Below are 26,252 nucleotides of genomic sequence, written 5' to 3'. Positions count from 1 at the left end.
TTACTTGGCAATAATAGTGACGAAGCTTTGTGAAAATTCATTGGTACCATCAATCGTGATTTTACCCTCTTGTGTTAGGTCTATTTCGACACGGCTGTAATCTCGGCCGCCTTCTTCGCGTACCACTTCAATATTAAGTAAGTATTTACCCGGTTTTACTGGGTTACCGTCTAAATCATTGCCCTGCCAATTAATGGTGTAAGATCCAGCTCGTTTGGTTGCGCCGCTTATGCCGTCGAAGTTAAGGTTACTCTTACCGGCTTTACGCCACCATTGGCGTAAGTCTTTAAACCATTCGGCTTTTTGTACCCAAAGTGCCAGCGTAGTAACGTGTTTGCGCTCGCTTGTTTCTAGCCAAACTGCAACATAAGGGCGGTGATACGGTTGTACGTCTAATTCGGGTAGGTTTAATTCAATTTCTAATTGTGCAGTTTGTGCATGCGCAGTCGCTTGAAAAAACGTCGCAACTAGCAGTAATGCTGCGCTTATAAACACTTTAAATTTAATCATTAATACACTCCTTTTAATTGTGGAACCCAACATAAATAAATAACGACAGGCGTTGCTATGCCTAACACCGTTATCCATATTCCTGCTAAGCGTTTTTTTCTGTTTTGAAATAAAATAATCATGCCGGTAATGGCAAATAAGATCATTAATACAGCTGAGATATCTATTACCCAACTCCATGCTTCGCCACTATGTCGGCCTTTATGTAGATCGCCAATTAGGCTTAAAAAACCACCTGTTTGGTAATCAAGGTTTAGTGTGCCACTTATAAAGTCGAGCTCGGCGTAGGCAAACCCCGCGGGTAATGGGTAGTCGAGCATTACCAGTGCGTCCTCTTTTTCCCATTCAATGCTTTTTACGTTAGTGAGCGCATATTGCTTGGCTAAGTAAGCTTCTATTTCGGGGTAGAGTGTAGGTAAGGTACTTAACTGCGCATTTGCTTTGGCAGCCAATGCACTTGGAATTGGAGTTGATATTTGGCCATTATTTTTATCATTTTTAAGCCAATCAACATGGTTAAGTACTATGCCGCTAACACAAAATAAAATAAGCAAAAAAAATAGCGCTGTAGAAATATAAATGTGTAAAGCCCGGCTGGTGCTATATAAAGCTCGTTTGTTAATAAACGCCATAATAACTGTAAACTAATTAATATTTACCACATGATAATGATTTGTATTAGCTATTACAAATATACTTACTAAACTTTACATTAAGTTTTTATAAACAGCGGGTATTTACGTTGTTAAAGCGGGATATTCAACTTTTTGGTATGGAAGAGGGTCTTAAAATTAAATAAATCATTACAGCCACTTCAATTATGGCAACTAAAAAAATAACCCAAACAGCAGGAGATGAAGCCAGTAAAAATATAAAACCAACCAGCATGCCCAAAGCGGCGCAATATTTGGCTTTAACAGGCACTACTTTATGTGCTTGCCACTGGTGCAGGGTAGTGCCGTATCGTGGATGATTTAAAAGCCAATGCTCAAGTGCAGGCGATGAGCGAGTAAAACAGGCCAGAGCTAAAATAAAAAAGATGGTGGTGGGCATAACCGGTAGTACTATACCTATAATTCCAAGTACAACTAGCATTAAGCCAAGTACTTTAAACCATACCTTTTTGTAATATATATAGGTTGTTTTTATATTCACTTAGGTTAGTTTTATTAAATTATAGTTAGTTTGATTATAGAGTAATTAATGCCGTAATTTAAGCGCAATTGCAGTTACTTAATACGTGGACATAAAGGAATAAGTAAAATTAGCGCAGCAAAAAGGGCAAACAAAGTTGCCCTTTATAAGTAACCTGAGCTGCGGATAATAAACTTATCTCAAGCAGCTATTTTCAGCGCTAACTGCGTTGAATTTACTTGCAATAGGCCAGCTATTGACGCGTAAATTCGCCTTGTTTTCACTGAAAACCTCTGGCTAGAGAAAATAAAATCAAATATAACTATGATTCAATACGTTAGTAAATATCTTAACCAGAGTTCAGGTTAACTAGCTAATTAACCTTGCTTGGCTTAAAAGTAATAACCAAGGTTAATATTAAAGCGACGTTCTGTATCGCCTTCACCAATAATTGTTCCGCCAATAAATGGTTGATTACGTGCTTGGATAAAGTCGAAGTAACTAAAGAAACCACCTGCAGCAACACTCATACCCGTTACATTCATCCAAGTATTTGCGCTGTTATCAGACTTGTCGTAAATAATACCGTAATCGTTGTAAAACTGAATGTCGGTCACTGGGCCCCACTCAAGTGAGTAGTTATAAGCTACGTTGAAGTTAGTCATTGTTGCTTTGCTCGAAACAGTATCGTAATAAGCGTAAGCACCTACAGCAAAACGGTTGCTATTATCGTCTAGGTCGTAGTCGTACTCGCCATGTTGAAATTGTACGTTCCAGTTATTAATTTTGCTATCAAGATGCACAGCCCATGCACCGTAGCTTCCAGCACGGTCATTACCGTCATGTAGGCCGCCACTTAATAGCGATACACCCAGATCGGTAATTACGTTTTTACTATGCTCTACTTGATACGTTGCGCGACCTGCAAAGGTATTGTATTCACCAATTTTATTTACAGGTTCTGCGTATGTACCTTCATTTGGTGCACGACTACCTACAATATCGTACGAGTAACGCTTGCTTTTATCGGAACCACCGTCTACTCCGCCTAGTTCATCATTTTTGAAAAAACCAAGGTCTAGCTTCCAGTTGTCTTTAAGTTTACGTTTTACTACCACACCTAAATCAAAATCGTCTTCTAACCCTACGTAATAGTTAGTGCTAAAAAAATAACTGTGTGAGTTGTACGGGCCGTTACCAAAAGGAACAGATGTTATACCTGCTTGGCCTTCCCAACCATCCACAAACTCATAACCAAGGTAAGCGTATTTAATTACAGTCATGTAATCGTAAAAGCGAATTTCACCATTTAGAGAAATATCATTAATTTCACCAGATACATTTAAACGGAAAATATCAAAATCAAAGTCGCCGCCGCGATCTTTATTGTCATCATCGTATGAATTAATGCTGTAATTAGCGCGAATAGCACCGCCAATTTTAATGCCTTCGTCTTTTTTATCTGATTCAGACTCTGCAACAGCAACAATTTTTGTATCCGCTTTTTTACTTATTTGAGCAACTTGTTGTTCGTGTTGCTCATTAATTTGTTGTTGTTTGGTTTTTTCAGCTGCTAATTGCTGCTCTAGCATCTGCATTTGCTGTTTAAGTTGTTTAAGCTGAGTTTGAAGCGTGTCTAGATCTGCGGCGAATACATTGCTCGACGCACCAGCTAGCATGAGGGCAAGTGTTAATTTCGAAAGTTTAGTCATAAATTGCTGCTCAGATTTTGATTGAAAATTTAAGATGTAAAAGCACATCCTGTGTAAATTTATTATTTAGGAGCTTGAGTAAGCGCACCCACTTCTAACAGAGGCGATGCATCAAGTTTATCTGCATCCATCATTGCGGCAATGCGCTGCATTGACGACAGTAATAGGCTCTGCTCCCACTCTGCAAGTGCCGAAAACTTAGCAATAAAATGCTCTTGTAGTGGTTGCGGTGCTTTATCAAGTAACTCCTTTCCTTTATCGGTGAGGTATAAACTCACTCGACGCTTATCCATTTGGCTACGTACCCGAGTTACTAAGTCTCTACCTTCTATCCTATCAAGAATATTAGTAACGGTTGCCGGGCTTAAATTTACATTTTGAGCTATACGGCTTGCTGTTATCCCATCTGTATGGGAAACCTCTTGCATTATAAGCAGTTGTGGCCCAGTTAAGCCTGAAGTTTTATTCAGTTGCTTAGAGTGTAAATCGATCGCACGAATCACTTTACGTAAAGAAACCAATAACTCGTTATGTTTTTGCATTTAGCTAATCTCGTTAAAAGGGCGCAATGGTTTGCCATAATCGCGAAATGTTACACATCAAGTAAATTGAATTCAAATGATATATTGCATTTTAGCCTGCTTTTTGTGGTTTTTATTAGTTTGAGCAGTAATTAAAATTTGTGTTTTTTAATTTTTAATCTATGTCTGTAGTGTTTTATTCGCTAATGGCTGTAGTATACCTTTAAGCCTATAGAGTATAGATAATGAGTTTTTTTTATCAATTTATAAGTATTGCTAATTTACTGAGGGTGACATTTATAAATAAGTATTAGTACAAAGTAATTATTTATAAATACCTCGCAGGTATTACCGAGTGAAAATAAAGCGATCGATATTTAAATTATTTCGCTTATCATGTAGATGATTTATAAGCTTACTTGACTATTTAGGTGCACATTTAACACTACGTGCCAGCATTATAGGAAATAATATGAAGTTATCACCTTCCGTTAGTATTTGTCATACTGATACCGGTTTAGAATTTATTAATATAAATAGCAGCCATTGCGATGCAAAAATATTTTTGCAAGGCGGGCAAATTACCGAGTTTACCCCAAAAGGTAAGCAGCCATTGTTATGGGTATCTCAAGAAGAAACATTCCAAGAAAATGCCAGTATTCGCGGCGGTATCCCAATTTGTTGGCCTTGGTTTGGAGCACACGATAACAGCGATTTTCCGGCGCATGGTTTTGCTCGAACGAGTTTGTGGCAGGCCGATGAAGTGCATGAAACCGAATACGAAGTTATTGTTAGCCTTAAATTACCCATGAAACTAGTTAATCTTGATTATTGGCCGCATCAATCAAGCTTACGAGTTGAGTTTGTACTAAACGAGCAGTTACAAGTGCGCTTAACAACCACAAATTTAAGCAATGCACCGTTTAGCTTTTCGCAAGCGCTGCATACTTATTTTCCAACATCAGATATTAACAATACCAGCGTTGATGGTTTGCAAGGTGCGCAATATACTGAATTTGGCGAAGCTCAAGTAATGCAAAGTGATGTGGTTAGTTTTGCCCGCGAAACCGACATGGTTTATACCCAAGCAGCGCCAGTGCAAACCATTAATACTCCCGAGGGTATAATTAGTGTGGGCCGAGAAAATTCCAGCTCTTGCGTATTGTGGAATCCATGGATAGAAAAATCAAAGCGTTTATCTAACTTTGCTAATACTGAATATAACAACATGCTTTGCCTTGAAGCAGCCAACGTATTAAATGATGCCGTTACGCTCGCGCCAAAACAAAGCCATACCTTAATTACCATCATTAAATGGCTGAGTTGAGCCTTGTATTTATATAAGTAATAGTGAGTTTAAACAATAATATGGTGTTTAATAATCAACAAATAACCAACTTACCACAACATAGTAATATTGAGTTTAAGCCATTGGCGGCTAACGCTTTGCTGCATGTGCAACTTAATTGGCTGGCGTTTTATGTTCCTTTAATAACCGGCTTAGTGGTGGCGTGTTACTTAAATGCTGCTTTTGCTAATCTAGCGCAAACGTATTTGTTGATTGGCATGCCAATAATTATCATATTATCAATGTTTTATAATGTAGTGAGTATAAAGCTGCAAGGGGTAGCAATGCGCACCCACGATATCGCGTTTAAAAAGGGAATTATTTGGCAGCAAATAGTTATTTTGCCGCTAGCGCGAGTACAGCATATTGAGGTGCACCGCGGACCAATTGAGCGCAAACTCGGCTTAGCGAGTTTAAAGCTATACAGCGCTGGTGGCATGAGCGCCGACCTGCAAATTAGCGGCTTAACTCACGACGATTGTAAAAATATGCGCCAGTTTGTACAAAACTACCGCAACGACGATAACATCGCACAAGCAACCCCTGCAGATGAGTAACGCTGGTAGCGCAAGTAGTTTACATTGGCAAGCTGTATCGCCTTGGGCGTTAGTGTATTTTGTTGTCCATTTTATGGTGCGAGTTATAAGAGATGGCATATTTAATTTGCTACCTATTACGATTGTGTTTGTAACTCAAGTTGAAAACAAACTATTTTGGGGACAAATTGCCGGAGCCGTCGCGCTTGTTGCTTTGCTTATTTACTCTTTTTTATATTATAAAAGCTTTCGTTTTTGTATTTCTGAAGAACACGAAATTTTACTCAAAAAAGGCGTATTTAAAAAAGAGCGTTTAACCCTTAAATTTGCTCGCGTACAAAACGTAAATATTGCTGAGCCGTTTTATTTTACCCCTATTAACTTAGTAAATTGTATTTTTGATGCCGCAGGTAGCGTAGCGCAAGAAGTGGTACTGCCGGGAATAACCAAAGAACACGCACAACAAATGCGTAAGCAAATTTTTGCTTACAAAGCCCAGCAGCAAGATACTGTAACTGACAATGTAGATCACCAAGTAACAGCACAAAGCAGTCTATTTATTAGCAATAAAGAAATTGCTAAGTTTGGTTTAATATCAAATATGGCTATTTTAGCCTTTGCAGCTATTGCGCCATTTATAAATGTTGTTATCGATTTTTTAGAGCAAAAGCTGATTGCTAAAATGGAGGGCTTTTACCAGCAAGAGCTAGGTATAGTGGCCAATGCTGCCATGTTTGCGGTGATCACCTTAATTGTTTTGTTGGTTATTATTGCGGTGTTGTTATCGGTTGGCATGTCGTTGATTCGGTTTTATAACTACGAGCTGTATTTTAAAGGACAAAAGTTTAAACGCATTGCTGGCTTATTAGAGCGCCATCAGTTATCTATGAGCTTAGATAAGGTGCAATCAATTGTTATAAAACAAAACTTAGTTGCCCGACTATTAAAACGCTTTACCGTTGAATGCTTGCAAGCGAGCAGTGGTGGTATGGTAGCAGGCGTTGCTGCTAAAAATAATAAACAAACCTTGCTCTTACCGGTATTAAACGCGGCACAAGTAAACAGTGTTTGCCAATGGATTTATCCTTGGTTTAATAGCAAAAACCTCGCATTTACAGGCGCAGAGCGCGCACTACTATATAAAAACTTAGTTTTTTATGCGCTTTTACCGAGCATATTAGTATTTGTTTTTTGCTTAGTAGCTGAGTTTAATATGTGGCTTAGTTTAGGTGTATTTGTTGCATTTGCTGGTTTAGTTACCTTGTCGTATCAGCGTTATGGCTATTACTTACATGAAGATAATGGCCGGTATTATATGGTGGTGCGCAAAGGCTTGATTGGCGTACATTATCGGGTGTTTGAACTGTATAAAACACAAAGTGCCCGTAGTATAAGTACCTACTTAATGCGTCGCTCAGGGTTAAAAAGTGTGTATATACAACTCGCCTCAGGTTACGCTTTTATGCCCTATATAAAGCAGCAAGATGCTGACTTTATAATTGATTTTACACTTATGCAGGTTGAATCTGATCCCCGTAGCTGGATGTAGCTCTACTAAAAGCATGTGTAGTTTATAGTTGCACATGTTTTATTACACTTTATTACTGCCAACTAAAAGTAATTAGTAATAACCTAGGTGCAGTTAAGGGATCATCTAAGGGACTATAATGAAAAAAACACTTATCGCAGCGGCTTTATTACTTACCGCGCCGAGCTATGGCAACGACTGGCAAACCATTCATACCGAGCACTTTAATGTGCATTACAGTATTGAGCATACCGACTTTGCCAAATCGACTGCTGTAGAGCTCGAAATAGTACGTACCAAAGTGCTTGAGCAACAAAACCGCGCACTCGATAAAACTGTAGATGTAGTGGTGTTTGATCCCTTAAATGCAGCGAATGGTTTTGCGCTACCTACCTCAAATAACCCGATAATGGCACTTTTTACCACGCCGCCACAATCAGATACTGTTATATCAAATACCTCAGGTTGGCAGCAGTTATTGGTATTGCACGAGTACATTCACTTAGTGCATTTAGCACAGCCAACACGTAATAACTGGCAGCAAAAAATACGCAGTCTATGGGATCTATACGATTTAACTTACAGCAATACCCCTCGTTGGGTTGCCGAAGGTTATGCCACGTTAATTGAATCTAAAATGACCGGTCGTGGGCGCTTATTTGATAACTACTCAGAAGCAATATTAGTAGAGTTTGCCCAGCAAGGAGCGTTGCCCAGCTACTCACAGTTAAATAGTACCGAAGGTGGCTTTATGGCCAGCTCCATGGCGTATTTAATTGGTAGCCGTTTTTTAAATTGGTTAGAGCAAAACTATTCAGAGCAAACGCTCGATAGCGTTTGGACACGCATGCAAGGCGTAAAAGTGCGTGATTTTGATCAAGCATTTAGCGGCGTGTTTGGGCAAAGTGCCGCTAAGCTGTACCGCCGTTTTGTAGCTGAATACACTTACAAAGCTATGGCCAAAGAGCAATTAGAACCTAAGCTTAATAGTGAGCTGTGGCTACAGCTTAGTTTATATGCAAGTAACCCTGCGCTTGCAAAAGATGGCAGTAAGCTGGCAATTGTAGAGCGTGATAAAAACGATAACACTAAGCTTATTGTGTACAGCACAGAGCAAAATACTAAAGCCGAAAATAGCTTTAATAAAGCACAAAAAAAGCTATTAGAAAATGATCCCCTAGATATTGCTGACACTGCACCTGGTGTATTTAAGCGTGAGCAAAAACAAGTGCTTAACCAAATTAACCGAGCAGGCATAGCTAACCCACAATGGATTAATAATACCACGCTTTACTTTAGTGCTTTTAGTACTGAGGAATCGGGGAGTTATAATCGTGTTTCTGATGTTTTTAGCTACAACACTGAAACCGGCAATATAGAGCAGCTTACCGAGCTTGCAGGTATTCGCCGTTTTAGCGTAACCAGCGATGGTGAAACCTTATATGCTGAGCAAGTAAGAGGTGGTTACTCAGAATTAGTGAAAGTAAATTTAACCACTAAAGTCGTCACTGAGTTATTTAGTAAAAGTTTAAAAACGGCGTATGACTACCCAATATTAAACCCTGATGAAACTAAATTAGCTTACTTATCAGCATCTTTAAACGAAAATTGGCAATTATATATACAAAATACGGATGGTGAGCACCGTCAATCAGTGGCTATGCCAAACGGGTATCAATATTTAAGCCAACCAAGTTTTAGCCAAAATGGAGAGTCGCTTTACTTTATTGCTGGCTTAAATAGCGCTACCGATATTTATAGTTATCATATTGCAAGCAAAACACTCACTAAACTAACTCAAGGGCAAGAAGCGGTTGCACATCCCATTGAAATGACTGATGGCTCATTACTTTATTTCTCGATTAGCGCAGATGGCCCCAATGTAAAACAACTAGCGAAAACACACCAAGGGAATATGGTTAGTGATATTGCAACCACTAAACATGCGCCACTGCTTATGGTTAATCAACACACACTTCCAAAAGCTAACATTTACACTAACCAAGTAGGCACACAAAGTAGCTACAATGCACTTGAGCAACAAGCCACTTTTGCACTAGGCGCGCAGTATTATTCGGCTGCAACCAGTTTGTTGAATTTAGGGGTTAAAAGTAGCGATTTATTAAAACAGCTCGACTTACAGGCAGGGTATAGCGCCGACTTGCACAATGGTGCTTTGCATGGTGGTTTTGTGCAGGCAAAATACAGTGCATTACCAGTAAAATTCAAACTTAGCGTGTTTGATTATAATTTAAATACAGCACGCCAATATAAATCCTTAAATCAAACAAGCTTAAGCGCCGATATTACTGCGCGCGGTGGTTTTGCTGCAATAAGTTACCCTCTTAAATTTGGGCAGTTAAACTTAACGCCAGAGCTTGCTTATAATTACACTGACTACAAACAAAACCATAAAAGCTGGACGCGCTTTGGCGTTACTCAAAGCTGGCAATATGACCGCCAAGACTTTGTTATAGGCCAAAGTACTTATGCGAGCTGGTACGATGGCAGCAGCAAAAGTAATAATTGGCAAGGTTACGATTTAGCCGCCCAAATTTTTGGTAAAGCATTTGGTATTCCTCTTTATGCAAGCCTTGAGCAAAAGCAACGTGATGATGGCAGCCTTGCATTAGGTGGCTTTGGCTCAAACCTGATTAATCAGCAACAAAGTAGCGAATTTGTACTTTCATCTGAGCTGCCTTTTTACAGTGCAACTGCAAAGCGTTATCAAGGTTATGGTGCTGGGTTTAGCTTTAAAGAGGGGTTACCTTGGCTTTATTACAAGCAACACCAACTTGATAGCATGGTATATGCACAAAGTTACGGCTTAAAATATCAAGGTGATCTTAGCTTTGGGATGGGGCCTGCAGGTATAAATGATTTAACGTTTAATTTGGGCTTATCGCGCGTAGAAGGCGATAGCTTTGCAGATGAGATGCGCGCGTGGTTAAGTTTTTATTATTCGCTTTAGCGTTTTTAAAAGCAAAGGTAAAAATAATTAATAACGGGGTTTGAGCGGCGATTTAAGTGCCGTAAAACCCACATTTACTTTGTCATACTTAACGACAGTAACTTAGCTTGATACACATTAAGCTTTTGTTTGTCGCGTTCAAGTTCGATGGCTTTTTCAAGTAAGCTTTGTGTTTGTTGAGTTTTACCTTGCTGAAAGCGTATTTTCGCCAGCTCTAAATACAGATCGGCTATATACGGTGCTTTTACTATTGCTTGCTCAACATGTTTGTTAGCGCTATAAATATTTCCTGTTTGTAACTCATTTTTAGCCAGTACTAATAACTCATAAGGATCTTTTTCTATATTTATTAGTTGTAAAGATAACTGCTGCGCAAGCTGAGTATCACCAAGCTGTTGAGCTAATAATTGATAGTTACTAATTAAATTTATGCTCGCATAATTGTTATTTAATGCTGCTTGATAAATATTTTTCGCGCTTTGTAAGTCGCCAGCATGGCGGTGTAATATGCCTGCTAAGTTAAATAGCTCAGGATCTTTAGGGGTGTAGTTATTAGCTTGCAAAATAAGAGAATATGCCATGTTTAATTGTTTGTTTGCTAATGCGCTAGCGGCTAAATTGCTATAAAACTTAGCGAGTAAGTCATTATGGTTAGCACTACCTGAGTAAATACTGTCTCGAGTTGGGAAGTAGTCGATTAACGTACCTGCGCGGGTTGTTATTGTGCTTATTGGATTTATGTTTTTAGCGGTACCTATTTCTTTAGGGGCATAAACCATAGTTCTAAAATGGTTAGCTACATACACTAAGTTACTTTCTTTTGCGTAAACAGGCTCGCTGGTCATTTCTTGAAAACTCGTATCTAAACCAAGAATGCGAGCATAGCTTTGGGTAAGCACCGCTAGGCTAATACAGTTTCCTTGCGCTCGATTAACTGTTTGTGTAGAAGTGAGTGTATCGCCGTGATATGTAAAGTTAGTTAGTTGGTTTTCAAGGTAATTATAAACAACTCTATCGGTACGAATCCCAGATAATAGCTGTTTTTTGGCATACGCTAAAAACTGCTCTGTCTCGACCTCAGACAGCTCAAAAATAGCTTGTTCAGATAAAGTGGGTTGCTGGCTAAATAAAGCATGATTAATTACTTGTGTAAGCGGTATAGTTTGCAGTATTTGCTTTTGATTGTTAGTACTGCTGCAGCCGGTTATTAATGAAAAAATAGTAATTATCACAAGCGTATAAAATTTCATAAACTCACTCCATTGATACAAAAGTAAGTAGCTTAAATAGAGTTAATTACTACTTTACCTAACATTATAATGAGTTTGTTTTTTAATCAAGGGTTTGCTGTGCGGCGTTTATTTAAACGGTTTTGTCGTGACTGCTTTTTGCGTGCACGTCGGGTAAGCCATAAATAAAAGCCAGTACCTGCAAGCCATACAGGGCTTAAGCCAATAACAGCCCACAGCACCTTACTTACAAGCCCTGCAAAGTAGCCAAAGTGGAGCTTTCTAAAGCTATCAATTACTTGCCAGCCAATTCCTACTTCGCGAATATCCCAGTTAGCCATGTGTTCGCCAGTTAGCTTACTGTAAGTAATTGTATTGGCGTATTCACTAGCCAGCGGATTGGTTGTGCTTACTTCACCAAATAAGGTAATGTTTTCGTCTGGCTCTAATGGCAAAACTAAAAAAGTACCGTTAAAAGTAGAGATTTGTTTTTTGCTGTCATCGAGTATTTGCTGCAACGAAATGTCGTGACTGTATAAGGGGTTGGTTAGTACATAATGCTCTTCTTGTGCGTGTTCTATCACTTCGTGATACCACACAGCCCAGTTGAAGTAGCCGCCAGTAATGGCTAAAATAATAATAATGGGTGAGCCTAACACGCCGGTCATTTTATGAATGTCGCTAAGCACTATTTGTAGTGTTGCACGCCAGCGTACGCTAAATAAGCGTCGCCAAAATTTGCGATAAATAATCAGGCCGCTAATACCCAATACGAGTAAAAACACCGCAAAAAAGAACCCTAATACAGTGCCCGTTTGCCCTGGTAAATTTTTAAAATCGTTAAGTAAAAAGGTGTAATGCAGCTCTAAAAACCAATCGGTGAAATAATGGCTGGTACCCAAAGGCTCTGACAAAATATCACCTGTGTATTGGTTTAAATGTAACTTAGCCCATTGCTCTGTACCGCGCTTTATTAAGTAAACCCGATCAGCAGTATCATCGTTAAATATTTCCCAACTAGCTACTATATAATTAGGGTAAGTACGCTCTGTTTTAGCGATTAACTTATCAATAGGTAGCCGCTCAGGTAGTGCTTTTACCACAAAGTGGCTATTTGGCATTAGCAGGCCATCTATTTCGCTTTTAAATACTAAAACACTCCCTGTAATGCTAATAACAATAAGGGGGATGATAGCAATAAGGGCAACCCAGCTATGAATTTTAAACAGTGTTTTTCGCATATATAAAGCAAGAAAAGATGATAAGTATTACGTATGATAACAATTATCAATTGCAATTCAAGTTTTGCAGATGGTTATGCTAGAAACAGCAAAAGCGTGAACTTAAGCTAACGATTTTTGTATAGCTAAGTTGCCAGCTGCTAAAAAAATATTTTCAATTTAGTTGAGTAAAATCTAGTCGCCACTACAATGCCGTCATAAGGTAAAACCCTTTAAAAACATATGTTTATTATATGTTTCTATTTTAATTCCTATTAACACTTACGTAACGAACGAGGTTGCTTTGGCACATTTTCTGCCTGTATTGTCTTCATTTATTTTAGTCTTTAGTTTTTTACCACTGCTAAATAAAATTCGTAAAAATCGCAGCGTGTCGGGTTTATCGCTGTTGATGATGACCTTTGGTGTTGCACAAAGTACGTACTTTATTGCCTTTAATCTGTATTTTGAGCGCTTTTATATGGCGCTGCCATTTGTAGTAACAGGCATATTAAGTGGTTCTATTTTATATTATTTTGCGCGTTATAATGCTGAGCGAAAAGAGCGTATTCAGTTACTGTGTATGTTGGCTTTTTCGCTTATTCCATTTACGTTATTAGCTAACCCAGCACTCGATACAGCTAAGGTACTAACATGGTTAACCTTTGTTGGTTTGGTAATGAGCTCGGTGCGTGTAATGCCACAAACGTATAAAACTATTCGCAGTGGTGATATTAGTAATTTAAGTGCACGTTATTTTAGCTTGCAGTTTGTGGCGGGTATTTGTGGTTTATTTGCCGAGTTTGCTATGGCTACGCAAAGTATTGCGCATATTTTAACGTTTGTAATGATTTTACTCACCAACGCTGCGCAGCTTGGTTGCATTCAATATTATAAAATGCGCCCTAATACAGTATAACGTTTAAAATAGTAGTGATAATTTAATTTAACTGTGGCAGGTTTAAGCTATTCGTAATTATAAAGTTTAAACCATGCAATTAACTATTCATCAAATAGATGCGTTTACTAATGAATTATTTAAAGGCAATTATGCCGCAGTGATCCCCCTAGATACGTGGTTAAGCGACGATTTAATGCTAAAAATTGGCGCAGAAAATAACGTGTCTGAAACCGCTTTCACTTGCCAGCAAAGCGATGGCAGCTTTGCTATTCGCTGGTTCTCACCTTTGATGGAAATTGACTTTTGTGGCCATGCCACACTGGCAGCTGCTTATGTGCTTTGTGAGCAGCATAATTTAGCGCAAGTGCGTTTTTATGCTGCTGCCGTGGGCGAGTTAGTCGTTAATAAAAATAGCGATGGTAGCTTTGCCATGACCTTTCCAAAACAAGCCCCGGTTGCTGTATTAAATACCCCTTCTGCACTGCTAAATGGTTTATCAAAAGCGCCCACAAAAGTGCTAAAAAACCGCCAAGCTTATTTTGTTATTTACGATAATGAGCAAGATGTAACTCAGCTTAAAACCGATTCGCAGTTACTAAAAACGTTATTTCCGCTCGATGTGGTTGCCAGCGCGCCTGGAGATAAATACGATTTTGTGTCTCGCTACTTTTGGCCCGCCAGTGGTGGCGATGAAGATTATGTAACAGGCTCTATTCATACCGGCCTTGCCCCTTATTGGGCGCAGCAATTAACTAAAACAAGGTTACGTGCTTATCAGGCTTCGAGCCGCGGAGGGCAGTTACTATGCGATGTTGGTGATACATATGTAACGATCACAGGGCATGCGGTAAGGTATTTAACCGGCACTATTTTTATTTAGCAAAGCGCTATATGCTGTCTAAATTGTGTATAAATCAATTATGCTATTACTCTTGCGCTGCGAATAAAACGCTTTTATTTAAAAATATAATTTTTGAAAGTTAGCACAGGCGACGCAGCCGCCACTATATACTTATTACTTCAAACCGCGCCTCTACTATTTATTCTTGTTTAAAGTTGTTGATTTATAAACTTAAAAATTACAGCTTTAATTTCTCTGTAGTATTACTTGTTATTCTTTTTATTAATTTAGAGCTATTTTAGAAATAGTTACTTACAAATGCGTCGTTAATATTTGGTTAAGCTCTGTTATTATGTTGTTAGTGAGTTTTTGAGGTAATTAAGTTATGCAAACAAGAATACTTAAATGGGTTTTTCCTTTTGTTGCACTTGCCATTGGCATAGTGAGCTTTATGGGAATTAACGCTATTGCAGAAGAATCGGCAGAAAAAAAACCAGTAGATACACGTCCTACCGTTACAGTAGAAAGTGCTTTGGCAAATAATCATCAGGTTATTATTAATAGTTACGGTGAAGTAAAGCCGCTTGAAAATACCCAATTGTCGGCGCAGGTGTCGGGTGAGGTATTAAGTTGGCATCCTAACTTTATTGCCGGTGGTGTAGTTGGCCGAGGCGAAACCCTATTTACTATTGAAAAAGACAATTACCAAGCAGCCGTTTTAATGGCAGAGGCTGAGCTTGCACGCGCACAAGCAGGCTTAATTGAAGAGCAAGCACAAGCACAAGTAGCAGCAGACGAAGCAACCCGCTTTCCAGGTAAGGCCCGTACAGATTTATTTTTACGTAAACCACAAGTTTTGAGTGCACAAGCGTCGGTTAAATCGGCGCAAGCTGCCTTAAAGCGTGCGCAACGTGACTTAGAAAATTGCGAAATAACTGCGCCATACGATGCGCTCGTTATTAGTCGTAATATTGGTGTGGGTCAGTTTGTATCTATGGGTTCGCAAGTGGCCGAAATTAATAACATAGAAACCGCAGAGGTGATCATTCCTATTGCCGGCTTTGATAGTATTTTTTTACCAGAGCGAATTAAAGGTATTACTGCAACAGTGATTCAAAAAGGACTAAATAGCTTTACTCGTGAAGCAGTAATAGACCGCGATTTAGGTATTGTAGATAGTGCTACCCGCATGAGTAGTTTAGTGGTGCGAATTGACGACCCTTACGGTTTAAAAAGCAAACAACCAGCAATTAAATTTGGCAGCTACGTACAGGTAAGATTTGCAGGCGCTATGCTCAGTAACATTTACCGTTTACCGCAAGCATTAGTGAATAATCAAACGGTATGGATAGTAAATGAGCAGCAGCAACTTGAGCCGCGCAAAGTAACGGTTATTAGAGAAGAAGGTGAGTTTTTTTATATTAACAGCGGTTTAAATGCAGACGATAAACTCGTTGTTACCTTGCCAGAGTATCCGCAAAAGGGCATGGAAGTAAAAGTGGCTGGTACTAGTACTAACAGCGCAACTGAAAGCTCAGAGACAAGCAACTCTAATACTCAGCAGTTGTAAGGCAGCAAATATGAATGAACCAATAGAGCAAAAACAAACGGGTATTATTGCCTACTTTGCAAAGAATTCGGTAGCTGCCAATTTAATGATGTTTTTTATCATTGTAATGGGGATTATTAGTTACTTTACTATTCAGCGCCAAATGTTTCCTAATGTAGAAATTAACTACATTAATATTGAAGCTAACTATCCAGGTGCATCGCCACAAGAAATAGAAGAAAGCATTCTCATAAAAATTGAGGAGTCGCTTAAGGATGTAACCGAAATTAAAAAAGGCGTGTATCGTGCGTTTCGTAATGGTGGCCGTGCGAGCTTAGAAATAAATACTGACGTTAAACTTACCGACGTGCTCGATAAAGTAAAACTTCGCGTAGATGGTATAGCCACGTTTCCTGGCGGTATGGAGCCGGTAACAATTAGCCAAGTAGAGTTTAGACAAGACGTAATAGGCATGACCTTAGTAGCCGACCTGCCACTGAGCGAGCTTAAGCCAATTGCAAACCAAATAGAGAGTGAGTTATTGCAGCTTTCTAATGTATCGCTAGTTGTTAACGATGTGCCACTTGATGAAATAGCCATTGAAATTGAACCCGATACGCTGCGCCAATATAACTTAACCTTAAGCGATGTAATGACTGCAGTACGCAGATATTCAGCTAACTTTTCGGCAGGGCAGCTAAAAACTGACTCGGGAGTTATTTCGGTACGCGTAGAAAATCAATTTTATAGCGGCGAAGAGTTTCGAAAAATACCGGTAAAAATTGGCGAATATGGCGCAAAAGTATTGTTGCAAGATATTGCCGTAATTAAAGACCAATTTACCGAAGGTGAGCGCTACTTTAAGTTTAATGGGCAAAATGCGGTGTATCTTTCGGTTAAAGCAACCCAAGAGCAAAACATGATCCCGGTTGCCGAGTCGGTTAAAGCATTTATAGAGCAAAAAAATAATCAGCTGCCACCCAGTATACGGTTAGAGCCATTAATGGATATGACTTACTATCTAAATGCTCGCCTTGATATGATGAAAGCTAACTTGTTTCAGGGCGCTATTTTAGTGGCAATTATGTTGTCGTTATTTTTGCGTTTTAAACTGGCGCTGTGGGTAATGCTAGGGCTGCCAGTGTGCTTTTTAGGTGCGATGATGATGATGCCGGTATTTGGTATTAGCATTAATATTATTTCGTTATTTGCGTTTATTATGGTGCTGGGAATAGTGGTGGACGACGCCATAGTCATAGGAGAGAGCGCCTACACCGAAATAGAAAGAAGTGGTGGTGGTGTTGAAAGCGTAGTGCGCGGCGCTAATCGTGTTGCAACGCCTGCGACTTTTGGCGTATTAACCACAATTGCAGTGTTTGCACCATTTACCTTATCGAGCGGCCCAGAAAGCGCGTTTTTTTACGGTATAGCGGTAGTGGTAATGCTGTGCTTAGTATTTAGTTTGGTTGAATCAAAACTAATTTTACCGGCGCATATTGCTCATACGCACTTTGCACCTATTAAAAAAGGCAGTTGGCGCGATCGCTTTAATACCCGTTTTTTTGGCTTTGTAAATGGCCCGTATAAACGCTTTATTGTGCGCTGCGTAGAATGGCGCTGGACGGTGATGTTTGCATTTATAGCAATGCTTATTCTTAGCGTTGGGTTAATTACCTCAAACAAAGTACGTACTGTACCCACCCCTAAAGTACCGCACGACTTTCCACAAATACGCGTAGAAATGAATGATAATGTTTCAGACATACAAACCATTGCAGCTATTCGCGACATTGAAGCTATGGTGCTGCAAGTTGATGAAGCAACCGAGCGTGAATTTGGTAAAAAAATGATCCGCGATATCTTGGTATTTAACCAAGGTAGAACAGAGTCACAGTTATTAGCGCCATTAGTTGATGAAGACTTGCGTCCGTATAACGCCTTTGAGTTATCGCGTCGTTGGCGTGAGGCTATGCCAACCATAGCTGGCGTTAAGTCGTTAACTATTCAAGATGATGCTGGCGGCGGCGGTGCCAACGGTAATGGTGAGTTTGGCTATTTATTGTATGGCTCAGACATAGACACGCTAAATAGTGCAGGGCGTCGTTTTATTCAATTACTGCAGCAACAAAAAGGTTTGTTTGATATTAGCTCGACCATTGATCCTGCTAGTAAAGAAGTGCAAATGAGCTTAAAACCGGTTGCTTACGACTTAGGTTTAGATCTTTCGAGTGTTGCCACCCAAGTAGGTGCTAGCTTTTATGGTGGTGAAGCGCAGCGCGTGATCAGAAACGGCGAAGAAGTACGTGTAATGGTTCGTTACCCTAAGCTTACTCGCGAAGCATTTTCATCACTTAAACATGCAGTGATCACCACACCACAAGGGCGTGAGGTATTACTCGGTGATGTAGTTGAGCTAACCGAAACACCAGGCATTAGTTATATTCGCCGTGAAGGAGGCTATCGTACAGTTTATGTATATGGCAACATCGACGAAGAACAAATAGAGCCAGGCGAAGTAGTTAAACAAGTTAAAGAGAACTTATTACCGCAGCTTAAAGATGAGTTCCCTACAGTTAAATCTGAGCTTGGTGGCGCAATAGAGGAGCAACAAGCGCAAGCAAGTGAGCAAATGATGTTTTTTATTGGCGGCATGATCCTCGTTTATATTTTACTGGCCGTGCCATTAAAAAGTTACTCGCAACCGCTTATTGTTATGTCGGTTATTCCGTTTAGCTTAACGGGGGCTATTTGGGGGCATTATTGGTTTGGTTTAGATATTAGTTTAATGTCGGGCTTTGGTTTAATAGCCGCCGCAGGGGTAGTAATAAACGACTCCCTAGTTATGACCGATTATGTAAACCAAGTGCGCCGTAACGGCGTAAGTATTAAAGATGCCGTTATTGAGGCAGGCTGTGCGCGTTTTAGAGCTATATTACTCACCTCAATTACTACCTTTGCAGGGGTATTACCTATTATGTTTGAAACCAGCCTACAAGCTAAATTTGTTACCCCAATGGCAGTGGCGCTGGGCTTTGCTGTCATGTTTGCTACTTTAATAACACTGATTTTAGTACCGTGTTTATATATTATTTTAACGGATATAGGCGCGTTATTTAAACGCCCGTTTAGTAAAAAAACCACTAAAGCTACAATTTAAAATAGCATTGTTAGTAAGCAGCAAAGTAAAAAGCCAACCGAATTAGGTTGGCTTTTTTGTTTTATATAGAGCTTAAGTATTAGATTTAAATTCTGGTTACATTCTTTTGTTTGATTGTTGCAAGCTTGCGAATTATAATCTTCATCTTATTAATAAACTGAGCTAATATTTAGTTTACATTTGTTTGTTTATTGCTCTAAATGTCTTGACTGTGTATTTGTGTATTACCAATGCAAGGTTTGGATTTTAAGGTGTTGCTGTGTTTATGCATACGTCATTGGTCTGTGGAAAATGGACACCAATAGGTTGCTTAAATCAGGATGTCCAATTATCTATTGGCGATTCTGTGGTAGTAACCTTTTATGACATGCAAGGAGAGCTAGTCGATTTATCATTTAGTTATGAAGTGACGGTATCTGAGCAGGGAGGGCCTAATGCGTGGCCGCGCCTAATAGCAGAATATATTAATGTGCATGTTCCCTTAGTTAGCGCAGGGCGCATGACCGATACAGGGCTAGTAGTTGCTTATCGTTATAATCAAATATTTGCACTAGAATCAAGCGGTATTTGTAAAGCGGATGTTAGTTTTAATTGTTTGACTAAACGCAATGTGTCGGTAATAGAAAATAGCGCAGAATACGATAGCGTTTATCCCGCTGGTGGCGATAACTATAATGCGGGCATAAAAGTATTGCAGCCCAAAACAGGGCATATTTATCAGTGTAAAGCATGGCCATTTAGTGAATATTGCCGTGTTAATGGTGAGCAAAGTGCCATGTTTGAACCCGGTGTGGGTAAAAGCTGGGCTATGGCTTGGCAGCAAGTAAAATAAATAGCTTGTATACAGTTTTGAATTGGAATTATTTCTCAAGGTGTTTTTCTTAAGATATTCTTCTTGAGGTACTCTCTTCCCAAGGTGCTCTCTTCCCAAGGTATAAAGACAACAATAAAAATTGCAGAAATTTTAGTAATTGTACTTATACCGTTTAGCCCGCTCAGCAATGAGTGGGCTTTTTTATTTTTATGTTAAACTGGCAAATATTGTTATTTTTTAATCGGTTTATTTGTGTCTACTTCTGATTTTTCTTTGGCCTTGCTGCCAAGCTTCCCTATTGCTGAAAAGCAAGCCTATACCCTTAACACACACGATAAAACACGTATCGATAATTACTATTGGATGCGTGATGACGAACGTCAAAATAAAGATGTATTAGCGCATTTACATGCTGAAAACAGCTATTGTGAAGCGCAATTAGCGCCAATGCAGCCATTGCAAAACATTCTTTTTGAAGAGCTAAAGGGCCGTATTGTAAAAGACGACAATACAGTACCGGTTAAAGATGGCAAATACTGGTATCACTCTGAAGTGCGTGGCGATGACGAATATTCTCGTCATTATCGCAGTAGTGATATGAGTACTAGCGATAAGCAAATTTTATTAGATGTAAATAAGCTAGCGGCCGGATTTGAATTTTTTGAGCTAGGCGAAGTAGCACTGAGCCCGTGTGAGCAATTAATGGCGTACTCAGAAGATACTGAAGGGCGTCGTATTTATACCGTGCACTTTAAAAATATAACCACTGACGAAATGCTCACCGATAAGTTAGAAAACACCGAAGGCCAAGTGGTTTGGGCTAACGACAATAAAACGGTTTTTTACGTTAAAAAAGATCTAAAAACATTATTAGGTTACCAAGTATTTAGGCACGTGCTGGGTACAGAGCAAAGCCAAGATGTAATGGTGTACGAAGAGCAAGACAGCAGCTTTTTTATGGGGCTGGGCAAAAGTCGCGACGAAAGCCTTATTATTATTGATTTAGCCAGCACCGAAACTAACGACACTTGGGTACTTGATGCTGACCAGCCAAACGGCGAGTTCAACGCATTAATACCACGCGAAGAAGGCCATGAATTTGACGTTGATAAGCTTGGCGATACTTTTTACATAGTGACGAATTGGCAAGCAAAAAACTTTCGCTTAATGACCGCAACCAGTCAAACTATTGCCGATAAAACCCAGTGGCAGCAGCACACAGCTCATCGCGATGATGTACTGCTTGAAGGTGTTGAATTATTTAACGACTTTTTAGTATTAAGTGAGCGCGAGCAAGGGCAAGCCCGTTTTGTGGTTGTTAATAAACAAGGTGAACGCATGACATTAGCGTTTGAAGATCCTTGCTACTACGCCGCCATAGCAATGAATCCAGAGCCAGAATCACGCAGTGCCCGTATTTACTACTCAAGCTTAACTACGCCTGGCTCGCTATACGATGTTGATTTAACTACAGGCGAAAAAACCTTACTAAAACAACAGCAAATATTAGGAGACTTTAACGCCGATAATTATCAGTCAGAACGCCTAATGATAACTGCACGCGATGGCGTAAAAGTACCTGTATCTGTTGTTTACCGTAAAGAGAGCTTTAAAAAGGACGGTACTAATCCGTTGTTTCAATATGGCTATGGTGCTTATGGCTATACTATTGATCCTAGTTTTTCGAGTACATCATTAAGCTTACTCGATCGCGGCTTTGTGTATGTTATTGCGCATGTGCGCGGCTCAGAAATGTTAGGCAGGCAGTGGTACGAGCAAGGTAAAAAACAACATAAACAAAACAGCTTTAACGACTTTATAGACGTTACTAAAGCGCTGGTTGAGCAAGGTTACGGCGATAAAAATAAAGTATTTGCATCGGGTGGCAGTGCGGGTGGTTTATTAATGGGAGCCGTGGTAAACCAAGCACCTGAGCTTTATTGTGGCGTTGGTTGTCATGTGCCATTTTTAGATGTGCTAACCACTATGTTAGATGAAAGTATTCCGCTAACCACCAACGAATACGACGAGTGGGGTAACCCTAACGATGCGCAATTTTATGATGTAATTGCAGCCTATTCGCCGTACGATAATATTTGCGCGCAAGAGTATCCGCATATGCTAATAACCACAGGGCTGCACGACTCACAGGTACAATATTGGGAGCCGATGAAGTGGGTAGCTAAAATGCGCGAGCTAAAAACCGATAATAATATTTTAGTATTTAAAACCGATATGGATGCCGGACACGGTGGCGCATCTGGGCGTTTTAAAAGCTTAGAAGAAAGAGCGCTCGAAATGGCCTTTTTTATCGCCTTACTAAATAATTAGGCAACAATTAAAAAGTGCACAAATAAAAACATCGCCACTGTAAAGTAGGCGATGTTTTTATTTTATAGCTGCTTAAATACAGCGGTTAATGCATTTAACTTTTATTAATCTAAGTAAGCTTTTAACATCCAAACAAGTTTTTCTTGCTCTGAAATATAATCACTCATTAGCGCGGCTGTACCTTCGTCGTTTGCATCGGCTGCTTGGCTTAAAATTTCGCGCTGCATTTTAATCAACACACTGTAACCTGCAAGTAAGTTCTCTACTGCAGCTACACCGTCGCTAATACCTTTAGCTTCTTTAATTTTACTTACTTCTAGGTAATCTGAAAACGCATGCAGTGGCGCACCATCTAGCGTTAAAATACGCTCAGCAACTTCATCTACTTTTAAAAGCAATAAGTTATAAATTTCTTCAAACTTAATGTGTAGTTCAAAAAAGTTACGGCCTTTAATATTCCAATGAAACCCACGTGCGTTCATGTACTGAATTTGATAGCTGCTCAGTAGCGAGTTTAATGACTTAATAATGTCTTCACTTTTTGCACTGTTTAAACCAATAGCATTTACCTGTGACATAGCTTGTTCCTTAAATAACCGTTAATAACGTTAACTGCTAATGAGTATTGCCTATCATCAGCCGTTAGTAAAATAATTTAAATAGATGGGATTAATAGCTTAAATAAATCGTGTACTTACATTACTTATAAAAATAATAAATAGATCATTAATAGTAATGGGTCGGATTAATTAAAATACCACCCCTGAAGGGAAAATATATCTTCAACACTACAAATCATGATCCAAAACAAGCTTTAAACAAGTTAAGTGCGCCGCTGTCGCATTAATTGATTTAGGTCAAAAATCATTCGACTTGATAACGCATAATAAGGAGGTAGCAATCATTAGGAGAAATAAAGTGAGCACAAAAACAGCTAAACAACATAAAGCTGAATTGATCGTAACGGGTATCGCCGTGGTAGTGTTTTTAATTGGCGTAATAGCGCATTTAGCCAGTGCCAGCTTTGCTAACTTTGATACTTTTGGTTATATAGCCGCACCTATACCACTAGTATTAGGTATTATATTTTTAATTAGTTATAAAATTGCAGCAGCGGCAGAAGATTAATCGTCTTCGTTTAAGCGCTCTAAAATATAATCGAGTACTTGGCGAGAGTAAATCATACTGGTATGGCTTAAATGAAACACTTTATGTTCGGCCATACCTTTGAGCTTGGTTTCATCAAGTAATACAGTGCCATCAGAGCAACTGCCTTTAACAATAAGCGGCATAAGCCCTATGGGTAAATCACCAGCAATACTGTAAAGTTTGGCTTTAAAAGGCCAATTACCGTTTTTAGAAAGTAAAAACTCTACGCTATTTTTTAAAAAAGATTCAAACCCTTTTTGCTGCATTTTTTGCGCAATATGGCTGCCTTTATGTGGGGTGCCTAAAGTAATTACTTTTTCAACATGTTGGCTTGCAGGCGAGTTCGCCTCAAGATACGCACGAGCAACAAGCCCGCCCATAGAATGGCAAACAAAAGCCGAAGGCTGATCGCCTATAAACTCATCTATTTGCGCAAAAATAGCATCGCGATTAGGAGTGAGCGTATTGTAAGTTAGGTTTAACACTTTTACGCCAGAACTTTTTAAGCGAGAGCACAACGGGCGCATCACAAAGCCAGACATATATAAGCCGTGTAAAACAATAACCTGCTTAACCTTCATACGCCCCTCACCTTGGTGTTATCACATTAACTGCTGTGGTTTTATTTCAATATTGGTCGTGTCGGTATTAACCCACATCTCGCCATCTTGAATAGTAATAGCAAGCTTTATATTACGATCAACCAAATTGGCCAAAGCTTGGGTAACACCATAATCTAAACTAAATATACTAAGGTTTTTAAAATCACGTAATTTAGGCTGCTGTTTTTGCCACCAAATAGCTTGGTTGTTTTCGCCATAAGTGTAAAGCACCACTTTTTTAGCTTTATTACAGGCTTTTTTAAGGCGCTTTTCGTCAGGTAAACCCAGCTCTATCCACAGCTCTATTTCTTCACTGTAGTTTTTATGCCACAGCTCGGGCTCATCGTCAGAACTTAACCCTTTGGTAAATTCTAAACCATCACAGCTATTGAGTGCAAAAGCGAGTAAGCGGATCATCAAACGTTGTTCGGTTTCTGAAGGATGCTGGGCCAAGGTTAAATTAAAATCTTGGTAAACGTGACGGTCCATATCGCTAAGCGACAACTGCACTTTCATAATGGTGGATTTAAGAGCCATAACTACTTATTTGAAAAAATTTGCGCCAGTATAGCGCAATTAAATGAATTGCCTGTGAAAATAGCAAGAAATTTACAATAGTGTTTAACTGCTGCCATATCAATTTACTGAGTAAGATTAATAATTGTTAGTTATGTTTTATAGAGGTTGATTGGGTTTTATTCATGGGATTGAATTTTTTGTTTTTAGTTTGTATTGGGCATGAGGTTATTTTATTAGTTGTATACCTTATAGGCTGAAAAATAAAGAAAATTTACTCAATGTAGCCACATACTTTTTATCCGAGCGTAAATAAGATATTTTTCTATCAAAGCTTAAGTGCGATAGCATGATTAAAATTTCAACGGCTAGTTTATTTTAAGAAGAATTAAATCCTCTTTGTGTAGTAAACTGACACTATTAGCCAAGTACAAAAAGTGTAATTGTACTCTTTAGTACCCCACACAGTACCCCATGGCGTTATGGGTTAGAATAAAAGGTTTGCAAATCAAATGAGTAGAGCAGGAATACAGTGGTTCCCTGGGCACATGAATAAAGCCCGTAACGAAATTAAAGAAATAATGCCGCAAATGGATGTGATTATTGAGGTGCTTGATGCGCGCATTCCTTATAGTAGCGAAAACCCTATGGTGGCGACGCTGCGTGAAGGTAAACCGGTAATTAAAATTTTGAATAAAGCCGATTTAGCTGATCCCAAAATGACTCAAATATGGAAAGATTACTTTGAGCAAGAAAACGGCGTAAAAGCAATTGCTTTTGGTAATGATAAAGCGGCTGAAGTACACCGTATTAATGAGCTGTGTAAAAAGTTAGTGCCTCACAAGGTGGGTGCCGATAAGCAAATTAAAGCCATGATTATGGGTATTCCTAACGTGGGGAAATCTACGTTAATTAATGTGTTAGCTGGGCGTATAGTTGCTAAAACAGGTAACGAACCTGCGGTAACTAAAGCGCAGCAACGTATTAAGCTTGAAGACGGCATTATGCTTTACGATACGCCGGGTATGCTATGGCCAAAAGTTGAAAATGAAAACTCGGGTTACCGCTTAGGCGCAACTGGCGCAATACGCGATACAGCACTTGAGTATGAAGAAGTGGCGAGCTACACAGCTGAGTATTTAATAAAGGCGTACCCTGAGCTACTAAAAACACGCTACAAAATAGATGAACTACCAGAGAGTGACTGGGAGTTTGTTGAATTAGCGGGTAAAAAGCGTGGTTGTATTCGTGGTGGTAACCAAATAGACACTTACAAAATGTCGGAAATTTTAATTAACGAACTACGCGATGGCATTATTGGCCGCATTACTATGGAAACCCCACAAATGCGTGAGGAGGAAGAGATAATGGTTGCTGGTTTACGTGCGGCTGCGGCGGCTAAAAAGCAAGCCAAAGAAGACGAAAAGTTACAACGCCGAGCGCGAGCGCGTAAAAATCGTCGTTAATAATTAACCTGAATTTAGATAACTGAAAGTAATTAAAGTTTGTTAAATTACAGACATAAAAAAAGCCCGTAAGGGCTTTTTTAGTTTCATATCTACCGTCACCGATATGAGCAATGTAGCAAGTAAAATAGTAGGGCGGTTACTCGTTATCAACATCAAGGGGCGTTGTGTTGAATTTACAAGTAACCATAGCAGTTAACGTGCGCTACACGTTGTT

At 39.3% G+C, this 26,252-nt stretch carries 22 protein-coding genes; 12 read left to right on the top strand and 10 right to left on the bottom strand.

Annotation, left to right across the window (positions count from 1 at the left end; all coding sequences use genetic code 11):
* The 5 genes from AAEZ18_RS06835 to AAEZ18_RS06815 all read right to left on the bottom strand — a co-directional run bounded on the left by AAEZ18_RS06835 (position 1) and on the right by AAEZ18_RS06815 (position 3,898).
* Positions 1-510, bottom strand: a complete 510-nt coding sequence (locus AAEZ18_RS06835) for a DUF2271 domain-containing protein (protein WP_089368903.1) — start codon at positions 508-510, stop codon at positions 1-3.
* On the bottom strand, positions 510-1,142 hold the full coding sequence (locus AAEZ18_RS06830) for a PepSY-associated TM helix domain-containing protein (protein WP_011329595.1): 633 nt from the start codon (positions 1,140-1,142) through the stop codon (positions 510-512). Before AAEZ18_RS06830 ends, AAEZ18_RS06835 begins: the two co-directional genes overlap by 1 nt.
* A 127-nt stretch (positions 1,143-1,269) precedes the next feature.
* Positions 1,270-1,665 (bottom strand): YbaN family protein, encoded by a 396-nt coding sequence (locus AAEZ18_RS06825; protein ID WP_041454623.1) that lies wholly within the window; start codon positions 1,663-1,665, stop codon positions 1,270-1,272.
* A gap of 371 nt (positions 1,666-2,036) precedes the next feature.
* On the bottom strand, positions 2,037-3,356 hold the full coding sequence (locus AAEZ18_RS06820; protein WP_011329593.1) for a putative porin: 1,320 nt from the start codon (positions 3,354-3,356) through the stop codon (positions 2,037-2,039).
* 62 nt (positions 3,357-3,418) lie between these two features.
* Positions 3,419-3,898 carry a MarR family winged helix-turn-helix transcriptional regulator gene (locus AAEZ18_RS06815; RefSeq protein ID WP_011329592.1) on the bottom strand — a complete coding sequence of 160 codons (480 nt, stop codon included), beginning with the start codon at positions 3,896-3,898 and terminating at the stop codon, positions 3,419-3,421.
* Between the two features lie 451 nt (positions 3,899-4,349).
* Between AAEZ18_RS06815 and AAEZ18_RS06810 the strand changes: the two genes are divergently transcribed.
* The 4 genes from AAEZ18_RS06810 (at position 4,350) to AAEZ18_RS06795 (ending at position 10,260) form a co-directional block, all read left to right on the top strand.
* On the top strand, positions 4,350-5,204 hold the full coding sequence (locus tag AAEZ18_RS06810; protein WP_350594081.1) for a D-hexose-6-phosphate mutarotase: 855 nt from the start codon (positions 4,350-4,352) through the stop codon (positions 5,202-5,204).
* 44 nt (positions 5,205-5,248) lie between these two features.
* The gene (locus tag AAEZ18_RS06805; protein ID WP_350594095.1) at positions 5,249-5,782 is read left to right on the top strand and encodes a PH domain-containing protein; all 534 of its coding nucleotides are present in this window, start codon (positions 5,249-5,251) and stop codon (positions 5,780-5,782) included.
* Positions 5,775-7,310: a PH domain-containing protein gene (locus AAEZ18_RS06800; RefSeq protein WP_011329589.1), complete on the top strand. Its 1,536-nt coding sequence runs from the start codon at positions 5,775-5,777 to the stop codon at positions 7,308-7,310. Before AAEZ18_RS06805 ends, AAEZ18_RS06800 begins: the two co-directional genes overlap by 8 nt.
* A gap of 118 nt (positions 7,311-7,428) precedes the next feature.
* A complete protein-coding gene (locus AAEZ18_RS06795; protein ID WP_350594079.1) occupies positions 7,429-10,260 on the top strand; it encodes a TolB family protein in 2,832 nt (943 codons plus the stop codon).
* A gap of 74 nt (positions 10,261-10,334) precedes the next feature.
* On the opposite strand, the gene AAEZ18_RS06790 is transcribed toward AAEZ18_RS06795, so the two are convergent.
* Positions 10,335-11,510, bottom strand: coding sequence for a tetratricopeptide repeat protein (locus tag AAEZ18_RS06790; protein ID WP_350594077.1), 1,176 nt, complete (start codon positions 11,508-11,510; stop codon positions 10,335-10,337).
* A gap of 86 nt (positions 11,511-11,596) precedes the next feature.
* On the bottom strand, positions 11,597-12,730 hold the full coding sequence (locus tag AAEZ18_RS06785; RefSeq protein WP_350594075.1) for a PepSY-associated TM helix domain-containing protein: 1,134 nt from the start codon (positions 12,728-12,730) through the stop codon (positions 11,597-11,599).
* Positions 12,731-13,013: 283 nt separating this feature from the next.
* On the opposite strand from AAEZ18_RS06785, the gene AAEZ18_RS06780 reads away from it, so the two are divergent.
* The 6 genes from AAEZ18_RS06780 to AAEZ18_RS06755 all read left to right on the top strand — a co-directional run bounded on the left by AAEZ18_RS06780 (position 13,014) and on the right by AAEZ18_RS06755 (position 22,302).
* On the top strand, positions 13,014-13,628 hold the full coding sequence (locus tag AAEZ18_RS06780) for a PQ-loop domain-containing transporter (protein WP_086993144.1): 615 nt from the start codon (positions 13,014-13,016) through the stop codon (positions 13,626-13,628).
* Between the two features lie 73 nt (positions 13,629-13,701).
* The gene (locus AAEZ18_RS06775; RefSeq protein WP_086993143.1) at positions 13,702-14,490 is read left to right on the top strand and encodes a PhzF family phenazine biosynthesis protein; all 789 of its coding nucleotides are present in this window, start codon (positions 13,702-13,704) and stop codon (positions 14,488-14,490) included.
* A 346-nt stretch (positions 14,491-14,836) separates the two neighbouring features.
* The gene (locus AAEZ18_RS06770) at positions 14,837-16,021 is read left to right on the top strand and encodes an efflux RND transporter periplasmic adaptor subunit (protein ID WP_350594073.1); all 1,185 of its coding nucleotides are present in this window, start codon (positions 14,837-14,839) and stop codon (positions 16,019-16,021) included.
* Positions 16,022-16,031: 10 nt separating this feature from the next.
* A complete protein-coding gene (locus tag AAEZ18_RS06765; RefSeq protein WP_350594071.1) occupies positions 16,032-19,157 on the top strand; it encodes an efflux RND transporter permease subunit in 3,126 nt (1,041 codons plus the stop codon).
* 265 nt (positions 19,158-19,422) lie between these two features.
* Complete coding sequence (locus tag AAEZ18_RS06760) at positions 19,423-19,989, top strand: chitin-binding protein (RefSeq protein WP_193038791.1); 567 nt, start codon at positions 19,423-19,425, stop codon at positions 19,987-19,989.
* 234 nt (positions 19,990-20,223) lie between these two features.
* The gene (locus AAEZ18_RS06755; protein ID WP_086993141.1) at positions 20,224-22,302 is read left to right on the top strand and encodes a S9 family peptidase; all 2,079 of its coding nucleotides are present in this window, start codon (positions 20,224-20,226) and stop codon (positions 22,300-22,302) included.
* 104 nt (positions 22,303-22,406) lie between these two features.
* Here the strand turns inward: AAEZ18_RS06755 and AAEZ18_RS06750 are convergent, their stop codons facing one another.
* The gene (locus AAEZ18_RS06750; protein WP_011329579.1) at positions 22,407-22,880 is read right to left on the bottom strand and encodes a Dps family protein; all 474 of its coding nucleotides are present in this window, start codon (positions 22,878-22,880) and stop codon (positions 22,407-22,409) included.
* Between the two features lie 340 nt (positions 22,881-23,220).
* On the opposite strand from AAEZ18_RS06750, the gene AAEZ18_RS06745 reads away from it, so the two are divergent.
* Positions 23,221-23,430, top strand: a complete 210-nt coding sequence (locus AAEZ18_RS06745; RefSeq protein ID WP_011329578.1) for a hypothetical protein — start codon at positions 23,221-23,223, stop codon at positions 23,428-23,430.
* On the opposite strand, the gene AAEZ18_RS06740 is transcribed toward AAEZ18_RS06745, so the two are convergent.
* Together AAEZ18_RS06740 and AAEZ18_RS06735 are read right to left on the bottom strand one after the other, a co-directional pair.
* Positions 23,427-24,032, bottom strand: coding sequence for a PGAP1-like alpha/beta domain-containing protein (locus AAEZ18_RS06740; RefSeq protein ID WP_086993140.1), 606 nt, complete (start codon positions 24,030-24,032; stop codon positions 23,427-23,429). The two genes, AAEZ18_RS06745 and AAEZ18_RS06740, sit on opposite strands and share 4 nt — an antisense overlap.
* Before the next feature lie 21 nt (positions 24,033-24,053).
* Positions 24,054-24,590 carry a YaeQ family protein gene (locus AAEZ18_RS06735; RefSeq protein ID WP_058374423.1) on the bottom strand — a complete coding sequence of 179 codons (537 nt, stop codon included), beginning with the start codon at positions 24,588-24,590 and terminating at the stop codon, positions 24,054-24,056.
* A 491-nt stretch (positions 24,591-25,081) separates the two neighbouring features.
* Here AAEZ18_RS06735 and ylqF point away from each other — a divergent pair, with 491 nt between their 5' ends.
* Positions 25,082-26,035, top strand: coding sequence for a ribosome biogenesis GTPase YlqF (gene ylqF, locus AAEZ18_RS06730; protein WP_011329575.1), 954 nt, complete (start codon positions 25,082-25,084; stop codon positions 26,033-26,035).
* Positions 26,036-26,252: the final 217 nt, after the last annotated feature.

Source organism: Pseudoalteromonas sp. 19-MNA-CIBAN-0066 (genome assembly GCF_040308705.1).
In the GTDB taxonomy this organism is placed as follows: domain Bacteria; phylum Pseudomonadota; class Gammaproteobacteria; order Enterobacterales; family Alteromonadaceae; genus Pseudoalteromonas; species Pseudoalteromonas nigrifaciens.
Note: the sequence above shows the minus strand (reverse complement) of the source record. Positions and strands in the feature narration are given on the sequence as shown.

Excerpts from the sequence above, each read along its gene's own strand:
- AAEZ18_RS06775 (WP_086993143.1), top strand. The coding sequence starts at position 13,702 with ATGCAATTAACTATTCATCAAATAGATGCGTTTACTAATGAATTATTT.
- AAEZ18_RS06820 (WP_011329593.1), bottom strand. The coding sequence starts at position 3,356 with ATGACTAAACTTTCGAAATTAACACTTGCCCTCATGCTAGCTGGTGCG.
- AAEZ18_RS06810 (WP_350594081.1), top strand. The coding sequence starts at position 4,350 with ATGAAGTTATCACCTTCCGTTAGTATTTGTCATACTGATACCGGTTTA.
- AAEZ18_RS06750 (WP_011329579.1), bottom strand. The coding sequence starts at position 22,880 with ATGTCACAGGTAAATGCTATTGGTTTAAACAGTGCAAAAAGTGAAGAC.
- AAEZ18_RS06740 (WP_086993140.1), bottom strand. The coding sequence starts at position 24,032 with ATGAAGGTTAAGCAGGTTATTGTTTTACACGGCTTATATATGTCTGGC.
- AAEZ18_RS06760 (WP_193038791.1), top strand. The coding sequence starts at position 19,423 with ATGCATACGTCATTGGTCTGTGGAAAATGGACACCAATAGGTTGCTTA.
- AAEZ18_RS06830 (WP_011329595.1), bottom strand. The coding sequence starts at position 1,142 with ATGGCGTTTATTAACAAACGAGCTTTATATAGCACCAGCCGGGCTTTA.
- AAEZ18_RS06800 (WP_011329589.1), top strand. The coding sequence starts at position 5,775 with ATGAGTAACGCTGGTAGCGCAAGTAGTTTACATTGGCAAGCTGTATCG.
- AAEZ18_RS06835 (WP_089368903.1), bottom strand. The coding sequence starts at position 510 with ATGATTAAATTTAAAGTGTTTATAAGCGCAGCATTACTGCTAGTTGCG.
- AAEZ18_RS06790 (WP_350594077.1), bottom strand. The coding sequence starts at position 11,510 with ATGAAATTTTATACGCTTGTGATAATTACTATTTTTTCATTAATAACC.
- AAEZ18_RS06815 (WP_011329592.1), bottom strand. The coding sequence starts at position 3,898 with ATGCAAAAACATAACGAGTTATTGGTTTCTTTACGTAAAGTGATTCGT.
- AAEZ18_RS06770 (WP_350594073.1), top strand. The coding sequence starts at position 14,837 with ATGCAAACAAGAATACTTAAATGGGTTTTTCCTTTTGTTGCACTTGCC.
- AAEZ18_RS06735 (WP_058374423.1), bottom strand. The coding sequence starts at position 24,590 with ATGGCTCTTAAATCCACCATTATGAAAGTGCAGTTGTCGCTTAGCGAT.
- ylqF (WP_011329575.1), top strand. The coding sequence starts at position 25,082 with ATGAGTAGAGCAGGAATACAGTGGTTCCCTGGGCACATGAATAAAGCC.
- AAEZ18_RS06765 (WP_350594071.1), top strand. The coding sequence starts at position 16,032 with ATGAATGAACCAATAGAGCAAAAACAAACGGGTATTATTGCCTACTTT.
- AAEZ18_RS06795 (WP_350594079.1), top strand. The coding sequence starts at position 7,429 with ATGAAAAAAACACTTATCGCAGCGGCTTTATTACTTACCGCGCCGAGC.
- AAEZ18_RS06785 (WP_350594075.1), bottom strand. The coding sequence starts at position 12,730 with ATGCGAAAAACACTGTTTAAAATTCATAGCTGGGTTGCCCTTATTGCT.